The following is an 18534-nucleotide window of genomic DNA, read 5'->3' as shown; positions in this document are numbered from 1 at the left end:
AAAAATTATTTCAAATATTTTCAGAATTATTAGGTATTTCAGTTAAATTCGTATTATAATGATTTTATTAACTATGAAACCTATGTCCATTCAACTGTATTTTGATTATAATGAACCAAATCATTTGTAGAAGCAGTCTTTTTTTTCACCTAAGCAATGGGGAGTGGAGTGATGAAGATGCGAATTGATCATTTTGTGGTAGCGCCGTCTGGTATTGGAGATGACGCATTAAAGTATAGAAGGCACCGGCTCGTAGAAAAACTGTTGCAGCATCCAGATACGGGAAAGGTCTTTTGGATTTCTCCTATCGAAACGGGCAACAAAGGAGAACTATTCAGGAAGGAAAAACGTTGGAGAAGAGTGGATCAGTCAGAAAAACTCGTAGAGCTGAAAATCAATGATTACAAGAATATCGTCAATCTTCAAAGCGGAATGACACTTTCCATTTTCAAGAAAATCGTAAAAGAAGTCAGCGAAGGAGAAAAGCGGATTCTTTGGTTCACTTATCCGGGATTCAGCGATTTAGCAGCAGCTGCAAAATGGGATCGCATTGTTTATGACTGCAGTGATTCCTGGGGGAGTACTTGGGTACAGCCGAGCGGCTTGAAACGGGTAAAACCAGCTATCTTAAAGAAAATGATTCAGCTTTCAGAGAGAAGAGTTGCGAAAAGCAGCGTGGTCCGCTTCGCGAGTTCGCAATTTCTAGGTGATAAAATTGAGCGTATCACCGGCCAACCAGCTGTAATCATTGAAAATGGAGTCGAGTACAATGATTTTGCAAATGCGCCAATAGCTGAATTGAAGAACATTCCCTCGCCGCGGCTCGGTTTTATAGGCGGCATTAAAAGTAAACTCGATTTTGAGCTTCTCTATAAACTAGCTATAACAGCACCTTCTGTCCAACTGATACTCGTCGGTCCTGTAGCAAAAGAAAAAAATGAATCGCTCGATAAGCTGCTGGCATTGAAGAATGTTCATAGCTTGGGCGGCGTAAAATATGAAAACGTTCCGCGGTATATGAAGGCGCTGGATGTTGGGGTGCTTCCCTATAAAAAAATTGAATACAATCAAGCAGTCAGTCCATTGAAAATGTTCGAATACTTAGCAGCTGGAATACCGGTAGTCGGCATCGGCGTGCCCACTACAGAAAAGTATCAGCAATCCGGCGTCTATTCCTATGCGAAAAGCGATTTGGAGTTCATCTCAGAATGCCTAAAAAGCATTAAATTTAGAAATTCTGATAGCCTGATTCAAGAAAGGCAAATAGTTGCGAAAAAACAAGATTGGGAAGAGAAGCTCTCATTAATGGTCCATCTGGCAAAAGATCCGTTATATGAGGAGGAATTTAAGATCTTAAATAATCTGAATTATTAGATTTAATTAACGTAATAAATATTTTCAGGTTCTATGGGCCTATTGAAATCAGTGTAAAAGAAAATTCGGAGCAAAGGGGACAGCGAAATGATTGAAGAAATAAATTTGCGGACGGTATATGGAATTATTAAAAAGAGGATTTTAATGATTGTCAGTCTGGTCATTTTAGCCGCTGTATTGGCTGGAGCGGCGACTGTTTACTTAGTGACGCCTATTTACCAGACTTCCACCCAGATTCTGATCAACTCAGAGCAAAGTGAAACGATGCCTATTACGAATACAGACATTCAAACGAATCTTCAATTGATCAATACGTACAGTGTCATCATTAAAACACCTTTTATACTCGATCAAGTAATCGAACGCTTGAATTTAACGGCAACAGCGGAAGAGCTGACAAATAAAATAACCGTGAATTCAGCGTCCGAGTCTCAAGTTATCGATATTTCCGTGAGAGATGAAAATGCGGCCGAAGCAGTCAAAATCGCGAATATGATTGCAACGGTTTTCCAGGCAGAAATTGAAGAATTGATGAATGTGGACAATGTCAATATTCTTTCAACAGCAACATTGAGTGAAAACCCGGAACCGGTTGAGCCCAATTTGGTGATGAATATTGCAGCAGCTGCTGCAGGCGGGCTTGTACTTGGAGTGGGCATCGCCTTCTTGCTGGCATTTTTAGACACCACGGTAAAAAGTGAAGAAGATGTCGAGGAGTTGCTCGGTCTCCCAATACTTGGTGTAGTGTCGCCGATGAATGAGAATCACAAAATCCGCAAGATTGAGCAAGTGTCGCTTAAAGAGAAGGAGGCGTTCAGAACATGAGTAAAACGAAACGGAAAATAGATCGTACCGGAAGAAAATTAGTTGCTTATACAACACCGAAAAGTTTCGTTTCGGAACAATTCCGGAATGTCAGAACGAATATTAATTTTTCAATGGCTGATAAAGAAATCCGGTCGCTTGCGATTACTTCTGCAGCTCCTGCAGAAGGGAAGTCGACTGCTGCGGCTAACTTGGCCGTCGTCTTTGCACAAGAAGGAAAGAAAGTTCTTCTAATTGATGGCGATATGAGAAAACCGACGATGCACCACACTTTTGAAATCCGCAACACGGTCGGATTGTCGAGTGTATTGACTCGCCGCTTGCCAGTAGAAGCCGCGATTAAAAAAGGGCCGATCAGCGGGCTTCATTTATTGACTTGCGGACCGATTCCTCCCAATCCGGCTGAATTGTTAGCTTCAGAGACAATGGCTCACCTGATCCAACATTTAGGAAAATCCTATGATTTGGTCATCTTCGATTCGCCGCCGATTTTATCAGTAGCTGATGGGAAATTGATAGCGGATCATTGTGAAGGAACCGTGTTGATCATCAATTCAGGCACCACTGAAAAACGTGGGGCGTTAAAAGCGAAGGAGATGATTGAACTGACCAGCAGTAAGCTTTTGGGAATCGTCCTCAATAACTTTACGCCGACAAAAGAAACATACTACTACCACTATTAAAGACTTTGGCGAAGCCGCAGCTGGAAGGAAATCCACCTCCTTTAGCAAACGGCTTTTCTATTGTCTTTAGATATTAGAAAATTCTAATAATAACTATTAATTTGTGTATTTCTCTGATAATATTAATAAAATGATATCTCTAAAGAGAGGCGTGTGAATTCTCCTAAAACAACCTGGCAATCGTTTCAAAGAACTTTATTTTTAAATAGCCAAAGGAGGATTTAATTGGATAATGCAAAATGGTTAAGGTGGATGGTCGTTTTTCTTGGAATCGCTGGAATCAGTTATCTCTTGTATATGAATTTGAATAGATCTGAAGTTGCGATGGAACCAGAGGATGAAAAAATGTTAGAGGATAAGAACGGTTTGGTAGGAGATGGCATAGCGGATGATACCGCTGCGCTGCAAGCAGCCATTAATGAAGTGCCTGCTGGAGGAACCCTGAAATTGCCGGATGGCATCTATAAAGTAAGCCGAAACCCGAATCTGAAGGCGGTCACCGGATATGGAGAAAGTCATTTTGCGCTTGAAATCACCAATCCAATCACTATTGAAATGGATGAAGTGACCATTAAAACGGAAACCGACGGACGCTACGGAATATTTTGGATTCATGATACGGCAGATGTTCATTTGAAGGGCGGCTCGCTCATCGGGGACAAATTTCCGGTTGATGCTGAATTGACTTCCAATATTGCTGTGCTCTTGCATGAAACGCAAAATAGTTCGATTGAAAACATGTATACAAAAAACCACTCCCAGGGAATCCATCTGCATGATGCGGATAATAATTTAATCCGAAACGTCACATCAGAATACAATTATGGCTCCGGCATCATCAATTTTTCGTCCAACAATAACATCATCGATTCCTGTGTTGTCCGGAATTCGAGCGACGGGCATCTTTCTTTATACGGGGTGGGGGAAAACAATACCGTAGTTAATTGTGTAGTTACGGAAGACCGTCCAGACCATACGATTGAACAAGGGATTACCGTAGAGAGCGAAAAGAATAGCCGCATTGAAAACAATACCGTCAGCGGATTTTATTATGGCATTGATATTAAAAATGGCGCTGAATCGAATATTATCACATCCAATAATGTTTTTGATAATGAATACAATATTGCGATTCGGCCAGGAGACGGCGGAGAAAATCTTTTGACGCCAAGCCATGATATTGTCATCACCAATAATTTTGCGACGAATCCGAGGGACAATTCGCATTTCGGGATTTTTGTAGACATTGGGGAAGGGCATGTCATTACGGGGAACACGGTAAACAAAGGGAATTTGATCATCACAGATCCGAAAATGTTTGCCAAATATGAAAAGCAAAATTCTTATGTAGAATAGCCTCGAGCTAAGTTTTAAAGCGGAATAGATAAAGTATCGAAGGGGTGTTGATGTGAAGGAAATCGGGGGATATTTTGAACTTGAGAATTTAGCGGGGCAGGAATTTTATCCGGATTTAATCGCATTAAATAGTGCGCGGAATGCTCTGTTATATGTAATGAAAGCAAGAGCGATTAAAAAAATATACATCCCTTATTATTTATGCGATTGCATACGGGATACCTTGCAGAATTACAGCTATGATTTCGGCTATTACCATATCGATGAGGATTTTAAGCCGAAAATCGATCATAGACTGGAAAACGGGGCTTACCTTTATCTCGTCAATCATTACGGCCAGCATTCAAATGACACGATTAAGAAATTCGAATCTTTGTATGGCTCGCTTATTGTCGACAATACCCATGCGTTTTTTCAGCCGCCGCTGCAAGGAATCGATACAATTTATTCCTGCCGAAAATTTTTTGGGGTACCGGACGGCGCCTATCTTTCTACGGATGCGGTATTGGATGAAGAATTGGCAGTGGATATTTCCAAAGACCGTTATCCGTATTTATTGGGGCGGTTTGAAGGGAAGGCATCGGATTATTATAAGGAATACCATGAAGTCAATGAATTATTTGATTTGGAGCCGCTGAAACACATGTCTAAGCTAACGCATAATATTATGGGTGCTATTGATTATGAAAAAGCGAAAGAGGTCCGCAGCCGCAATTTCAGTTATTTAGCAAATGAGCTTCGCCTATTGAATCCTTTAAATGTTTTTTCTCCAGAAGGTGCTTTTGCCTATCCATTTTACTGCGAAAACGGACCTGAAATCAGAAAGCTTTTAGCTGGACAGAAAATTTATATCCCTACGCTTTGGCCGAATGTTTTGGCTGATACCGAAGAAACTTCTATTGAGAATCGCTATACGGCCAATATCCTACCGCTTCCATGTGATCAACGCTATAGCCTGGAAGATATGGAGTATATGGCCGGCCTATTGAAAGAAGCGCTGAATAATTATATAGCCATCAAAAGATGAAGCCAAGAAAGTTGCCAGCCATTATGGATTCGGCAGCTTTCTTGGCTTTTGCTAACAGGATTAGACTCTCGAAGGTGTTTCGACAGGGTTGCGATATGCAGGAAAAAAATCACTTTCCATTAAAATGCCGCTTTTTTCGCATAGCTGTTCATATACTTCCACATTCCAAATTTTCGAGCCGGTATAGTATTCAAACTGTGTGTTCTGTCCAAATTTTTTCTTGAAGAGGTAAAGTTTGTCGTCCGGTTCACTTGTTCTGCCGCCTCCTGAGTGAATCAGCTCGGCGCCATTCGATTTGCCCCATTCTGTGATTGCATAGGTCATGATATAAACGGGAGACAGATGATGAAATTCTTCTTTGGTAGCCGAGAGGTGCGTATGGATCCACTTATTGTAGTGAAAATGGAGTTCCATGCCAATCGTTTTTTCTTCGTATATGGCTTCGACCAAAATGATATTGTCACCGAAGTAAGCCAAGCAGTTTGAAAAGTAGATGTCATCAAAGAAGTAGATATCGTCGGCGCCAATTCTTTTCATCGTCTCCACGTACATCGTGCGGAATGGTGCCAAGCTTTCTGGTTTTTTTGTGATTCGATAGGTAACGCCGGCCTTTAATGCTTTACGAATCGTTTTTCTAGTGGATTTTGAAAATTCATGTTGGATTGGATCGGTATAAGGGGCTAATGCCGTGCCAGTAGTGAAACTTTTAAAAGAAAGTTCATAGCAGGCTGAAAAATCCTGGGCATTGGAGAAGAGAGGATGGAACCGTACAAACTCGCAGACGATTTGCTGCTCTTTGCAGTATGCGGAGAATGCTGCTTCAAACTCTTTTGCGAGCACGTTTCTTTTTCCTTCTTTGCATGAAGTGATGAGTGGTCCTCCGTAGCCATAAGGAGAAAAAATATCATAAAATTGAATGCCGTTTAGTAAATAAGGAATTTTTTTCTTGATAAACAGATGCCTCACAGAGCCACATGAACTTTGAAAAACAAAAATTTCACATTTGCCGTTTTCAATTTGCTCATACAAGAGCCCATAATTTTTCTTATAGTATACATCCACTAATTAATGCACCTCCCTTTGTTTTATAAGAATATATTTTAGACAAATCGGATCAAACAAAACCAACAGACTCCTAAAAATTCCTGAATCAGGGAATCATGAATTTAATTATATCAACAACAAATGGAAAAGTGAATAAGAAAACTATTTATTCGGAATAATATAGAGTGAAATATTTTTATAGAGTTGGTTATATAGATTTAAATTACAAGATTAATACAATTTATATTTTCTAAATAAATAAAATAATCTAAATAATCTGTTACTTATGGTGCATTCTGTGATAGAATGAAAATTAAATAGAATCACTTAAGTAGAAAGTATTAGTATTATTTCGAACTAAAAGGATTATTTTAACAAACCCGTTACTAATGGCTCTCATTATTGGTTATTGGGTTTCTGATGAAAGGAAGACTGATAAAACTTTAGATGTAATTGCCTGAACGAGAGTGGACTGATGGAAGCGATCTCTTGAAATAGAAGAATTTAATTGAAGAGGAGCCATATAAGGATGGAAAAAGAGATGATGGTGAGCATTACCTGTGAAGCCTATAATCATGAAAAATATATAGCGGATGCACTTGAAAGCTTTCTTATGCAAAAAACCGATTTTTCATTTGAAATCCTTATTCATGATGATGCTTCAACTGACCGGACAGCAGAAATTATCAAAGAGTATGAAAGAAAATACCCAGATATTATAAAACCCATCTACCAAGTAGAAAATCAATATTCAAAAGGGGTCAGTGTAGAGCTGATCAACAGCAGCAGGGCTAGTGGGAAATACACAGCTACGTGTGAAGGCGATGATTACTGGACGGATCCACTCAAACTTCAAAAGCAAGTGGATTATATGGAAGCTCATCCAGAGTGCAGCATGTGTGTGCATGGGGCTTACAAAGTATCTTCCAGCCGGAAAAAGGTGGTTGCAAAAGTGCGGCCGAGTGCAGAAAGCAGAATTTTCACGATTGAAGAATTGATTGAAGGCGGAGGAGATTTTGTTGCTACCAATTCGATTATGATTGCCCGTGAAAAGGTAGGCGAAATGCCGGCGTTTTACTTGAATGCTGTAGTTGGCGATTATCCTTTAGTGATTTACGCTGCCCTCAAAGGCAATGTCTATTATATAGATGAAATCATGTCAGCCTACCGCATTGGTGTGAATGGTTCCTGGACAGACAGGGAATTAGGCACTTTGAGCAAAAAGACGCAGCATGTCTATGACATTGCAGCAATGCTGGATGAAATCAATGCGTACACACATTTTCAGTACGATGCGGTGATCAACCGCACGAAGAAGAAAAACCATCTTTGCCTCTTGATTGAAATGGGAGAAAAAGAAGAAGCGAAAAAACCGGAATATAGCGAGCTGTACAAAGAATTAGGATTGAAAAGAATCGCGGCTTTGAAAGTGAAGCACTCATTTCCACGTATTGCCCGCGTATTAAAAGCAGTGAAATGGAAACTGATTACGTAAAAAAGAGTGAAACTACCTTATTTTGATTGGAGCCAGCTTATGGAAAAGCAGAATTCCTTAAAGAAAAAGACAATAAGCGGATTGCTTTGGAGCTTTGGTGACTTGGTTGGGAACCAAGGTGGGCAGTTTATCATTCAAGTCGTACTGGCCAGAATGTTGCTTCCAGAAGATTTTGGACTAATTGGCATGATTTTGATTTTTATAGCCATTTCCAATTCCATTACAGACAGTGGATTTACCCAAGCACTGATTCGTGAGCAGAAAGTGACTCAAACGGATTATTCCACGGTCTTCTATTTCAATATTGCTGTTTCATTTTTTATCTATAGTCTCCTCTATTTGACAGCGCCGGCCATCAGCTCTTTTTATAGCCAGCCTGATTTGACCATGCTGATCCGGGTGCTTTCGATTGGGGTGATCATCAATTCTTTTGGCATTATTCCAAGAGCAATGTTCACGAAAGAAGTGAATTTCAAAGTCCAAGCAAAAGTGAATTTAACGGCAAGCATCTTGTCAGGAGTTTTTGCTGTTGGAGCAGCTTTTGCAGGGTTAGGGGTTTGGAGCTTGGTCATCCGGCAATTGACGATGAATGCAGTGCAATCGCTATTTTTGTCCCTGTCAAGAAAGTGGCTGCCGTCATTTGTATTTAGCTGGAGTTCCTTTAAACGCTTATTCGGATTCGGTTGGAAATTATTGGTCTCAGGTTTGATCGATACAATTTATACGAATATTTTCTTCTTGATCATCGGGAAGCAATATTCGGCGAGAAGCCTTGGATACTATACGAACGCCTCCAAATTCAGCGATGTTGCTGCACAAACTTTGACAGCTACATTGCAGCGTGTGACGTATCCAGTGCTCAGCAGCCTTCAAGATGATGAGAATCGGATCAAACAAGCTTTCCGTAAAATCATTAAATTATCCGGGTTTATTATTTTTCCGGTCATGGCAGGAATCGCTGCCATAGCGGAGCCCCTCATCCATTTAGTGCTGGGAGAGCAATGGGCAGGGATGGTGGCCTATTTTCAATTGCTGTGCATTGCCGGAATGCTTTACCCCATCCATGCCTTGAATTTAAATATCCTCCAAGTGCGGGGCCGCTCTGATTTGTTCCTGTACTTGGAAATTGCCAAAATGGTGGTCTTGTCTCTGCTCATCTTTTTAGCAATTTGGTTGAAACTTGGCATCATGGGGCTTGTCGGCGTCATTGTCCTTGATTCTTACGTCGCTTTGTATTTCAATACTTACTTTTCTGCCCGTGAAATTTCCTACTCCATTAAAGAGCAGGTGAAAGACTTATTGCCGATGTATCTCATTTCTCTTGCGATGGGGCTCGCTGTCTATATGGGCGGCGAATACCTGTTTGAAAGCAAATTGTTGAAATTGCTGTTCCAAGTCAGTTTAGGCATCATCCTATACATTACAATCAGCAAGCTTATAAGAATCAAGGAATTGAATATTATCTTTGATTTGCTTAAACCGATGTTGAAGAAAATCAGCTTTTCCAAATCAAACGATATAAAAAAAGTATGATCTCGGGGGACGAAGAATATGACAAATCCATTTGAAAATCCGATATTTATTACCAGTCCATTAATGCCGAAGGTGGAAGACGTCACAAATAAGATCAGTGAAATCTGGGAAAGCGGCCAGATTACGAATAACGGGAATCAGCATAAAGAATTGACTAAGCAATTAGAAGCCTATTTGCAAGCGCCGAACCTCTCCCTGTTCAACAACGGGACACTGGCTTTGCTGCTTGGCATAAAAGCGCTTGATCTGACTGGCGAAGTCATTACGACGCCTTTTACATTTCCAGCCACCGTCCAGGCATTGGACTGGAACGGACTGACGCCTGTTTTTTGTGATATCGATCCCATCACTTTAAACATCGATGCTTCTAAAATAGAAGCGTTAATCACGGAAAAAACCTCCGCTATTTTAGCGGTCCATGTTTTTGGAAATCCATGTGATGTAGATCAGATTGAGAAGATTGCCAGAAAACATAAATTGAAAGTCATCTATGATGGGGCCCATGTTTTTGGTGCGAAACTGCATGAGCGGCCGATCAGTGATTACGGAGATATGACGATGTTCAGTTTCCATGCAACCAAATTATTTAATACCATCGAAGGCGGCGCTTTAGCAGTTAAAGACGAAGAAGTGCTCCAGAGATTGAATCTCTTGAAAAACTTCGGAATCCTGAATGCAGAAGAAGTGGTGCTTTCAGGCTTGAACGCTAAAATGAACGAAGTCCAGGCGGGCATCGGAATCGAAGTGCTGAAGCTCGTAGAAGAAGAGCGCCTAAAAAGGCATCAATTGAAAAAAGCCTATGAAGGGCATTTCTCAGAAGTTCCAGGCATCCGTCCGATTACCGTGCTAGAAGGGGAATCGAGCAGTTACCAGTATTTCGTCATTGAAGTGGATGAACAGGAATTCGGCAGTTCGAGGGACTGGCTGCATCAAGAATTGGAGAAATACAATGTCTTCACCCGCAAGTACTTTTATCCGCTATGCAGTGATTTTGACTGGTATCGACAGCTTGAATCTGCGAAACCGGAAAACTTGCCAGTTGCACAAAAAGCAGTGAAACAAGTCTTATCCATGCCGTATTACGGTAACTTGCCGATAGAAGCGGTAAATCAAATCTGCCAATTGATTAAAGACCTTCAACAAAGTTTGAAGGCCTTGACTCGAATCTAAGAAAAGAGGGATTGGTTATGAAAGGGATCATTTTAGCAGGAGGATCTGGAACGCGCCTTTATCCATTAACGAAATCCATTTCGAAACAGATGCTGCCGGTTTATGACAAACCGATGATTTATTATCCGCTTTCGGTGTTGATGCTTGCGGGCATCAAAGAAATTTTGATCATTTCGACTCCACGGGACGTGGCCGGTTTTTTGAGCCTTCTTGGCAATGGACAAAAATTAGGGATTAAATTGGAATATGCTATTCAAGAAGAGCCGAAAGGGTTAGCTGAAGCATTTACCATTGGGGAAAGTTTTATCGGCGACTCTCCCGTCGCATTGGTGCTGGGTGACAACATTTTCTACGGATCCGATTTTGGAAGCCGGTTGATCGAATCGGCTGAACTTGAGCATGGCTGCATCATTTTTGGCTGCCATGTCGCTGATCCGAGAGCGTATGGCGTAGTAGAAGTCGGGGATGACAATAAGGTCCTTTCGATTGAAGAAAAACCGAAAGAACCAAAATCTTCTTTCGCAGTTCCAGGCTTGTATTTCTTTGATAATCAGGTGATTGAAATCGCTAAGAACATTCATCCTTCAGAACGCGGAGAATTGGAAATTACTTCTATTATAGATGTCTATCTGCAATGCGGAGAGTTGACGGTCAACCTGATGGGACGCGGCCTTGCCTGGTTGGATACAGGAACTCATGAAGCATTGCTGCAGGCGGCTAATTTTGTCGAAGCCATTCAAAAAAGACAAGGGTTATACGTATCTTGCATCGAAGAGATCGCCTACCGCCGAGGCTATATTTCCCGCACGCAATTAGTAGAATTGGCGGAGCCGTTGATCAAAACCGATTATGGAAAATATTTGATTGATATCGCTGCAGAAAAATCCTTTCAATTAAACAATTGAGAATAGAGGTCTTGCTGATGAAAAAAGTATTAGTAACTGGTGGAGCAGGGTTTATCGGCGGTAATTTCGTTCATTATATGGTGGGAAAATATCCTGAATACCATATTTTTAATCTGGATGCCTTAACTTATGCCGGAGACTTGACGAAGCATGGGGAAATTGAAGGGAAAAGCAATTATACGTTTGTCCATACAGATATAACGAAAAGCTTGGAAATTCATAAGCTTTTTGAAAAGGAAAAGTTTGATTATGTTGTCCATTTTGCAGCTGAAAGCCATGTCGACCGTTCAATCCGTGAACCGGAAGTATTTATCCGCACGAATATATTAGGCACACAAATTCTGTTGGAAGCTGCAAAACGAATCGGAGTCCAAAAGTTTGTTCATATTTCAACAGATGAAGTATATGGAGAGCTGGATTTTGATCCTTCTACATTCTTCACAGAAGAGACGCCGCTTCAGCCGAATAGCCCTTATAGTGCAAGTAAAGCCTCATCCGATTTATTGGTGCGTTCGTATTTCGAGACCTTCGGTTTGCCAGTCAATATTACGCGCTGTTCCAATAACTACGGTCCTTATCATTTTCCGGAAAAGTTGATCCCATTGACCATTTCTCAAGTTTTGAAAGATCAACCCGTTCCGGTTTACGGAGATGGCAAAAACATTCGGGATTGGCTGCATGTGGCGGATCATTGTTCAGCAATTGACTTGGTTCTCCATAAAGGAGAATTAGGTGAAGTCTATAATATCGGCGGCCATAATGAACAATCCAATTTGGAAGTGGTGCAGACGATTCTCAAAGGGCTAGGGAAATCCGAAGAATTGATCAAATATGTACCCGACCGCCTTGGCCATGATCGCCGTTATGCCATCGACCCGTCCAAATTAGAGAAGCTGGGCTGGATTCCGACGTATAGTTTCGACAGCGGCATTCAGCAAACCATTCAATGGTATTTGGAAAACCAGGATTGGTGGGAACATATCCTGAAACGGCAGCGCCAGCCAAAACCGGATTTGCAGCCTATCAGCAAATAATGAAAAAGAAAGCCATATAGGTTCAAGGGGCGTCATCCTTTAGCGGACATTTGGGATGAGGCTCTTCTGTTTTGATTTTTTTCGGCTGTTTATGAAAAGTGGGGAGGTGCAGTAATGGAGAATAGTATGCGCATCAGTGATTATTTAAGGGAATTGAATGATGATAAGAGGAAAGTGAAAATCCTGCATTATAACGCGGAAGACAATAAGCTGAAAATGGAGCTGGCTGCAGCTGGATATGATAATTATTTAGCGGTGGTCTCTGATATTTCCCATTCGTTCAGTGGATATGCATATCCCGTAAACAGCAATGATGTCATTTTTAAAAACAATGCGGACGTCCTGATTTTAGGCAAGGCAGGATTCGATGACATTAAAAAAGCGTTTAATTCTTCAGCAGAACTGATTGTCTTTAAACCGAATCATTTGGTGAATAACTTCAGCTTTTTGGCAGTATGGGCGTACAAATATGCCCGGAAACGAAGATGGGAAATGAGTTTTAAAGAGTTCGCTGAAGAAAATGGAGCAGTCAGCAGGGGCATTTTGTTTAGACGCAAATACAAGAAAGAAAAGAAAGCGCGCTATTATCTATCTCCAGAAACGCCGCTTGATTCACTTTTCAAACGCTTTAATGAACAGCGATTGAGATATGTTGTCCTCAGATGGTTTGATAAGATCCCCTTTTCCGATATTCAGGAAGATGTCGATCTCTTAGTAGCAGACGAAGACATTTTCAGAGTACAACAAGTATTAAATGAGAAAATAGGCATTCTGCCATTCGACCTCTATAGTGTCAGTGGTTTGCCGGGAAGCAGCTTTAAGAATATGGCTTATTACCCGCCAAATTTGGCTGAGAAAATCCTCGCAGAAAGAACGCTTTGGAAAGGCCGTTTTTTTGTGCCGGACAAGCGCCATTACTTTCTAAGCCTTCTTTATCACGCAGTTTATCATAAAGGAATAAAATCCGGAATCCCGGTTCGAGACGGAGACCTTGGCCGGCAAGAATTGGCCGATCATGAATATTTAAATATTTTACAAGCGTTAGCGAAGGAAAATAACATGGAATTAAAAGAGCTTAATCTTATGTATTTCCATCGTTTGTTAGGAGAAGCAGGGTGGGCGCCGGCGACCGATACGATTCGAAAGTTGCCGGAAGAAAATGCATCTTGGTTGAAAGAGACCATCATCCGTTCTTCAGATGACTTTGAAAAATCGGGAGAAGTGATGGTGTTCGTTATAAGGGATTGGGCTTATAAGAGGGGGCTGACGGGTTTTATCATCAATTGGCTGGAAAAAAGCGGATTAAACCTGGTGAAAGCCATTGAATTGAATCGCGAACAAAAAAGGCAGGCATCTCAAAGGCTGCGCGGGGGCAATTGGGGGCAAGGACCATGGCCAGTAAATGGGGGAGATCCGGCAGTACTGCTTGTCATGTATGATTATCATCCCAAACCTTTAAAGGAAAAATTCAAAAAGAAATATCCGCATGTATCGAACGAACATTATCTCTTTAAGGAAGAAGTCCGGAGAGAAATCAATTCAAATCTTGAAGCTGAAGAGAAGACGAATCCGATCCATAGTTCTGATGATGAAATTGAAGCATTGGATTATATCAATATGGTCGTTCCAGAAACGATGGCTTACGTCCGAAGTACCATTACTGAATGGGACAAAGCTTACGTAACAAAAGAGAAAGTCTATAAAGATTTATCCGGTAATCGGCGGCGGGCTAAAGTGGAAGTGATCGAATATCAAGGAAAAAAAGCAGTCAAAAAAACCTATCAAGCAGGAAAAGAACGTTTTTTAAAGCGTGAAGTTTATGTTTATGGAGAGCTTAGCAAAGAATGTGAATTTATTCCGAAACTCCTCGACAGCGGCGACAATTATTTGATTGTGCCATTGTTGGATACACTGAGGATTGCTGAAAACAAACGAGTGAAAAAGTGGATGTTGAAAAAATACAAAGAAGAGATTTTGGGCATCAGCCGGTTCTTTTATGAAAAAGGATTCGCATTGATCGATTTCCATCCTGGCAATATATTAATGACCAAAGAGGGGCCGCGAATCATCGATTTTGAGTTCTTGTATAAATACGATCACAAACCAAAAACAATTGATGAGTCGTTTGATTTCATCGGATATCCCGATAACTTTATGGCGGACATCCCGTATGGCATCGATTTGAAAAGCAGAAAAGATCTTTGGAAAAAAATCCTGTATTGAGATTGGAGTGAGTTGAAGCGATGTCGACTTTAAAAAAGAAAGTGGCCAACAGCATGAAACTCACTTCATTATCAATGCTCATTACAAGTGTCCTGCAGATTATCCAATTAGTAGTTCTAGGACGCATTCTCGGTCCTGCCGTCTATGGGATTTTAGCGCTTGTGCAAATCGTCATTCAGTTTGCCCAAATGTATATGGATATGGGACTGACAGATGCAATCATCCAAAAGGCGAAAATCAGTAAAATTCAATTATCGAGCCTTTACTGGTTTTCGATTTTCATGGGTTTTGGAATCTTCATCATTTTATTCTTTGCTGCACCGCTTCTCGCCAGCCTATTTGATCATACTGAATTAAAAGGGATGATTCGGGTGGTCGGCATCAGTTTTCTCATTATCCCGTTTGGTTTGCAATTCCAAACGATAGCCAGTAAAAATTTAGAATTCAGCCAAATTACGAAGAACGAAATCATCGCTTCTTTTATAGGGGTTTCTCTCACGATTTTCTTAGCAGCTTATATGGGATCGGGCGCGTGGTCTCTTGTATTTGGCCATATTGCAAGTTCGCTCGTACGGACTGTGCCGTGGGTCTTTTCAGGCTTTAAAAATCCAGAAACCCGGCCACTGTTTGTGTTCTCTTGGAAAAACATTACGGAATTGATAACGTTCGGATTGTATCGTCTCGGGACTACGACTGCGAATTACTTCAATACGAAAATCGACCAAATTATTATCGGAATTTTAATGGGACCTCAAATTCTTGGGATTTATAGTATGGCAATGAACTTGATCATGCAACCTATCCAGAAATTAAATCCTATGATTACGCGTGTATCATTTCCTGTTTTCGCTAAAATTCAAAGTGATCAAAAGCGGCTGCAAAAAGCTTATCTATTCATCATTCAGCTGATTATGACGTTAAATGCACCATTTTTTTCCGGTCTTATCGTATTAGCGCCTTATCTTGTGCCGCTTCTTTTAGGGAAAGAATGGACGGAAGCCGTAATCATTGTCCAGATTCTCTGCTTCTATGCCTTATTCCGTGCTTTAGGAAATCCGAGCGGAAGCCTATTTACTGCAGTAGGGAAGGTGCGCTGGAGTTTTTATTGGCAATTGGGGCTGTTATTTATTGTGCCGGTCGTTGTTTATTTCTCAAGCCTGACTGGAGAAATTGCATTGGTCGCATTAGCCATGGGCTTATTGCGGTTTGTTCTGTTCTTTGTCAATTATTTCAGCAGAATCCGGCTGATTATCGGCAATAGCTTTAATGAATTATTGAAATCCATCTTTATTCCAATTTTTCATTCAGCAGTGATGATTTTATTGCTCCATGGGTTGATCAGCATCCTGGCGAAAACCAATGACTTAGCTATTATCCTTATTAGCTTTAGTGCAGGAATGATGATCTATGGATTCATGATGATTATTTTCCAGCGAAAATTACTGCTGGAAGTAAAAAGTTTCTTTATCCAAAAGGCGACGGTGTGAATTTGCCTCTAGAAGTTAAAAAATAAGTGCGAAATTGGAAGATTACTGGTTATAGAAAAGAAATTCTGTAAAATTTATAAAATAATCTAAATAATCTGTTTTATTAAGTCTAAAGTATGCTAAAATGATAAAAATAAAGTATAGTATAAGCATTTAGTATTGGTAAATATGTACAGATATACAGGAAGAATATTAAAGAGTGAAAAGGGCCCGATTTAGCGATATGCAATTATTCAGCGGCATATGCTCTCTGGCAATAGGCAAGAGAGCATTCTCTTAAGAGACCATAGAAAAGGATGGGGTTTAAATGGATGTGTCATCAAAGATTTATGTAGCAGGGCATCGGGGTCTTGTAGGATCGGCTATTGTCAGAGATTTGAAGAAGAATGGCTATCATAATCTTGTCTTACGGACTCATTGCGAATTGGATTTGACAGACCGCGGCCAAGTTGACGCATTCTTCAACTTAGAAAAGCCGGAATATGTATTTTTAGCTGCTGCAAAAGTCGGGGGGATTGTAGCAAACAACGATTTTCCAGCTGATTTTATTCGAGACAATCTAATGATTCAAACGAATGTAATAGATGCGTCCTATAAGAACGGAGTAAAAAAGCTGCTTTTCTTAGGAAGCACATGCATTTATCCGAAATACACCCCTCAGCCAATGAGAGAAGATTCTTTATTGACTGGAGAGTTGGAGCCGACCAATGAGCCCTATGCTATTGCGAAAATAGCAGGGATTAAAATGTGTGAGTACTATAACAAGCAATATGGAACTAAATTTATTTCGATTATGCCGACCAATTTATTTGGCCCTAATGATAATTTTGATTTAAATAGTTCCCACGTGCTGCCTGCGTTAATCCGGAAATTCCATGAAGCGAAAGTGAATTCTGCTCCAACAGTAGAAGTATGGGGCACGGGAACGCCGAGAAGAGAGTTTCTATACTCAGATGATTTGGCCAATGCCGCTGTCTATCTGATGAACACATACAGTAAAAGTGAATTAGTGAACATCGGTGTAGGCAAAGATATTTCCATCAGAGAATTAGCCGAAAAGATTAAGGACATTACCGGCTATGAAGGGGAAATCAGATTCAATACGTCAAAACCGGATGGTACTCCCCGTAAGCTCGTTGATGTAAGCAAATTGCATAGCCTTGGCTGGAAAGCGGAAACTTCATTGGACCATGGGCTGAAATTAGCTTATGAGTGGTTCTTGGAAAATATCAGCAAAGAAACTATTACGGTTAAATAATGGGGGATTCGATGAGAAAAGCATTGATAACAGGGATTACGGGACAGGATGGATCGTTTTTAGCGGATTTTCTTTTGGAGAAAGGCTACGAAGTTCATGGCATCATTCGGCGAAGCTCGAGTTTTAACACAGAGAGAATAGAACACCTTTATATTGAAGAGCTGAAGACCAGCGAGAATTTCTTTATCCATTACGGGGATATGACAGATACCTCAAATGTCATCCGGTTGATCAGCGAGATCAAACCAGACGAAATTTACAATTTGGCCGCCATGTCTCATGTGAAAGTGTCATTTGAAACTCCGGAATATACAGCGGATGTAGATGGCATTGGCACACTACGGATATTGGAAGCGGTACGAATTCTTGGACTGCAGCATAAAACCCGAATTTACCAGGCATCCACTTCAGAACTGTTCGGAAAAGTCCAAGAGGTGCCGCAAAAAGAAACAACGCCATTTTATCCGCGTTCACCATATGGGGTCGCCAAATTGTATGGCTTTTGGATAACGAAAAACTACAGAGAATCTTATGGCATGTTTGCCGTGAACGGCATTCTTTTCAACCATGAATCAGAGCGCCGCGGAGAGACTTTTGTGACACGTAAAATTACCATGGCCGCAGCGCGAATTGCCAGTGGACAACAGCAGAAGCTATCGCTTGGGAATTTGGATGCCCGCCGGGATTGGGGATATGCAAAAGATTACGTTGAATGTATGTGGTTAATCCTGCAACACGAGACGCCGGAAGATTTTGTCATTGCGACCGGAGAAATGCATACGGTCCGTGAATTTGCGACACTAGCGTTTCTTCATGCCGGAATAGAAATCGAATGGCAAGGCGAAGGGCCGGAAGAGAAAGGCATCAATAAGCGTACAGGAGAAGTAATTGTTGAAGTGAATCCGGATTACTTCCGTTTGGCTGAAGTGGAACAATTATTGGGCGATCCTTCAAAAGCGAAACGGCTGTTGAAGTGGAATCCCACTGCTACATCATTTGAAGAGTTGGTAGAGATTATGGTTAAAAACGATTTGCGTTTATTAGGCAAAGAAAAGCAAGAAGCATACAGCACAAAAGAGTTTTAAGGAAAAAATGCAGAGCTGCGGATGAGAGGGGCTCT

Annotated in this window: 15 protein-coding genes; 14 read left to right on the top strand and 1 reads right to left on the bottom strand. The window is 40.9% G+C overall.

Going from position 1 to position 18534, the window contains the following annotated elements; genetic code table 11:
* The first annotated feature begins 171 nt into the window (after window positions 1-171).
* The 5 genes from AC2EXB_RS14295 (at window position 172) to AC2EXB_RS14275 (ending at window position 5265) form a co-directional block, all read left to right on the top strand.
* Entirely contained in the window at window positions 172-1374 is a 1203-nt protein-coding gene (locus AC2EXB_RS14295; protein ID WP_483602078.1) for a glycosyltransferase, read from the top strand.
* 87 nt (window positions 1375-1461) lie between these two features.
* A complete protein-coding gene (locus AC2EXB_RS14290) occupies window positions 1462-2199 on the top strand; it encodes a YveK family protein (protein ID WP_235196913.1) in 738 nt (245 codons plus the stop codon).
* Complete coding sequence (locus AC2EXB_RS14285) at window positions 2196-2882, top strand: CpsD/CapB family tyrosine-protein kinase (protein WP_483602077.1); 687 nt, start codon at window positions 2196-2198, stop codon at window positions 2880-2882. The genes AC2EXB_RS14290 and AC2EXB_RS14285 overlap by 4 nt, the downstream gene beginning before the upstream one ends.
* Window positions 2883-3107: 225 nt before the next feature.
* Window positions 3108-4238 (top strand): right-handed parallel beta-helix repeat-containing protein, encoded by a 1131-nt coding sequence (locus AC2EXB_RS14280; RefSeq protein ID WP_483602076.1) that lies wholly within the window; start codon window positions 3108-3110, stop codon window positions 4236-4238.
* A gap of 52 nt (window positions 4239-4290) precedes the next feature.
* Complete coding sequence (locus AC2EXB_RS14275) at window positions 4291-5265, top strand: hypothetical protein (protein ID WP_483602075.1); 975 nt, start codon at window positions 4291-4293, stop codon at window positions 5263-5265.
* A gap of 60 nt (window positions 5266-5325) precedes the next feature.
* Here the strand turns inward: AC2EXB_RS14275 and AC2EXB_RS14270 are convergent, their stop codons facing one another.
* On the bottom strand, window positions 5326-6327 hold the full coding sequence (locus AC2EXB_RS14270) for a GNAT family N-acetyltransferase (RefSeq protein WP_483602074.1): 1002 nt from the start codon (window positions 6325-6327) through the stop codon (window positions 5326-5328).
* A gap of 511 nt (window positions 6328-6838) precedes the next feature.
* Here AC2EXB_RS14270 and AC2EXB_RS14265 point away from each other — a divergent pair.
* The 9 genes from AC2EXB_RS14265 (at window position 6839) to gmd (ending at window position 18499) form a co-directional block, all read left to right on the top strand.
* Window positions 6839-7804, top strand: a complete 966-nt coding sequence (locus tag AC2EXB_RS14265) for a glycosyltransferase family 2 protein (RefSeq protein WP_483602073.1) — start codon at window positions 6839-6841, stop codon at window positions 7802-7804.
* Window positions 7805-7843: 39 nt separating this feature from the next.
* The gene (locus AC2EXB_RS14260) at window positions 7844-9337 is read left to right on the top strand and encodes a lipopolysaccharide biosynthesis protein (RefSeq protein ID WP_483602072.1); all 1494 of its coding nucleotides are present in this window, start codon (window positions 7844-7846) and stop codon (window positions 9335-9337) included.
* 18 nt (window positions 9338-9355) lie between these two features.
* Window positions 9356-10507: a DegT/DnrJ/EryC1/StrS family aminotransferase gene (locus tag AC2EXB_RS14255; RefSeq protein ID WP_483602071.1), complete on the top strand. Its 1152-nt coding sequence runs from the start codon at window positions 9356-9358 to the stop codon at window positions 10505-10507.
* Window positions 10508-10524: 17 nt separating this feature from the next.
* Window positions 10525-11412, top strand: a complete 888-nt coding sequence (gene rfbA / locus AC2EXB_RS14250) for a glucose-1-phosphate thymidylyltransferase RfbA (RefSeq protein WP_483602070.1) — start codon at window positions 10525-10527, stop codon at window positions 11410-11412.
* 17 nt (window positions 11413-11429) lie between these two features.
* Window positions 11430-12446 (top strand): dTDP-glucose 4,6-dehydratase, encoded by a 1017-nt coding sequence (rfbB, locus tag AC2EXB_RS14245; RefSeq protein WP_483602069.1) that lies wholly within the window; start codon window positions 11430-11432, stop codon window positions 12444-12446.
* Between the two features lie 114 nt (window positions 12447-12560).
* On the top strand, window positions 12561-14669 hold the full coding sequence (locus tag AC2EXB_RS14240) for a hypothetical protein (protein ID WP_483602068.1): 2109 nt from the start codon (window positions 12561-12563) through the stop codon (window positions 14667-14669).
* Window positions 14670-14689: 20 nt separating this feature from the next.
* Window positions 14690-16156 (top strand): MOP flippase family protein, encoded by a 1467-nt coding sequence (locus tag AC2EXB_RS14235; protein WP_235196900.1) that lies wholly within the window; start codon window positions 14690-14692, stop codon window positions 16154-16156.
* A gap of 307 nt (window positions 16157-16463) precedes the next feature.
* On the top strand, window positions 16464-17414 hold the full coding sequence (gene fcl / locus AC2EXB_RS14230) for a GDP-L-fucose synthase (protein ID WP_235196899.1): 951 nt from the start codon (window positions 16464-16466) through the stop codon (window positions 17412-17414).
* Window positions 17415-17425: 11 nt separating this feature from the next.
* Window positions 17426-18499, top strand: a complete 1074-nt coding sequence (gmd, locus tag AC2EXB_RS14225) for a GDP-mannose 4,6-dehydratase (RefSeq protein ID WP_235196898.1) — start codon at window positions 17426-17428, stop codon at window positions 18497-18499.
* Window positions 18500-18534: the final 35 nt, after the last annotated feature.

It is taken from the genome of Planococcus alkaliphilus (genome assembly GCF_057031095.1).
Note: the sequence above shows the minus strand (reverse complement) of the source record. Positions and strands in the feature narration are given on the sequence as shown.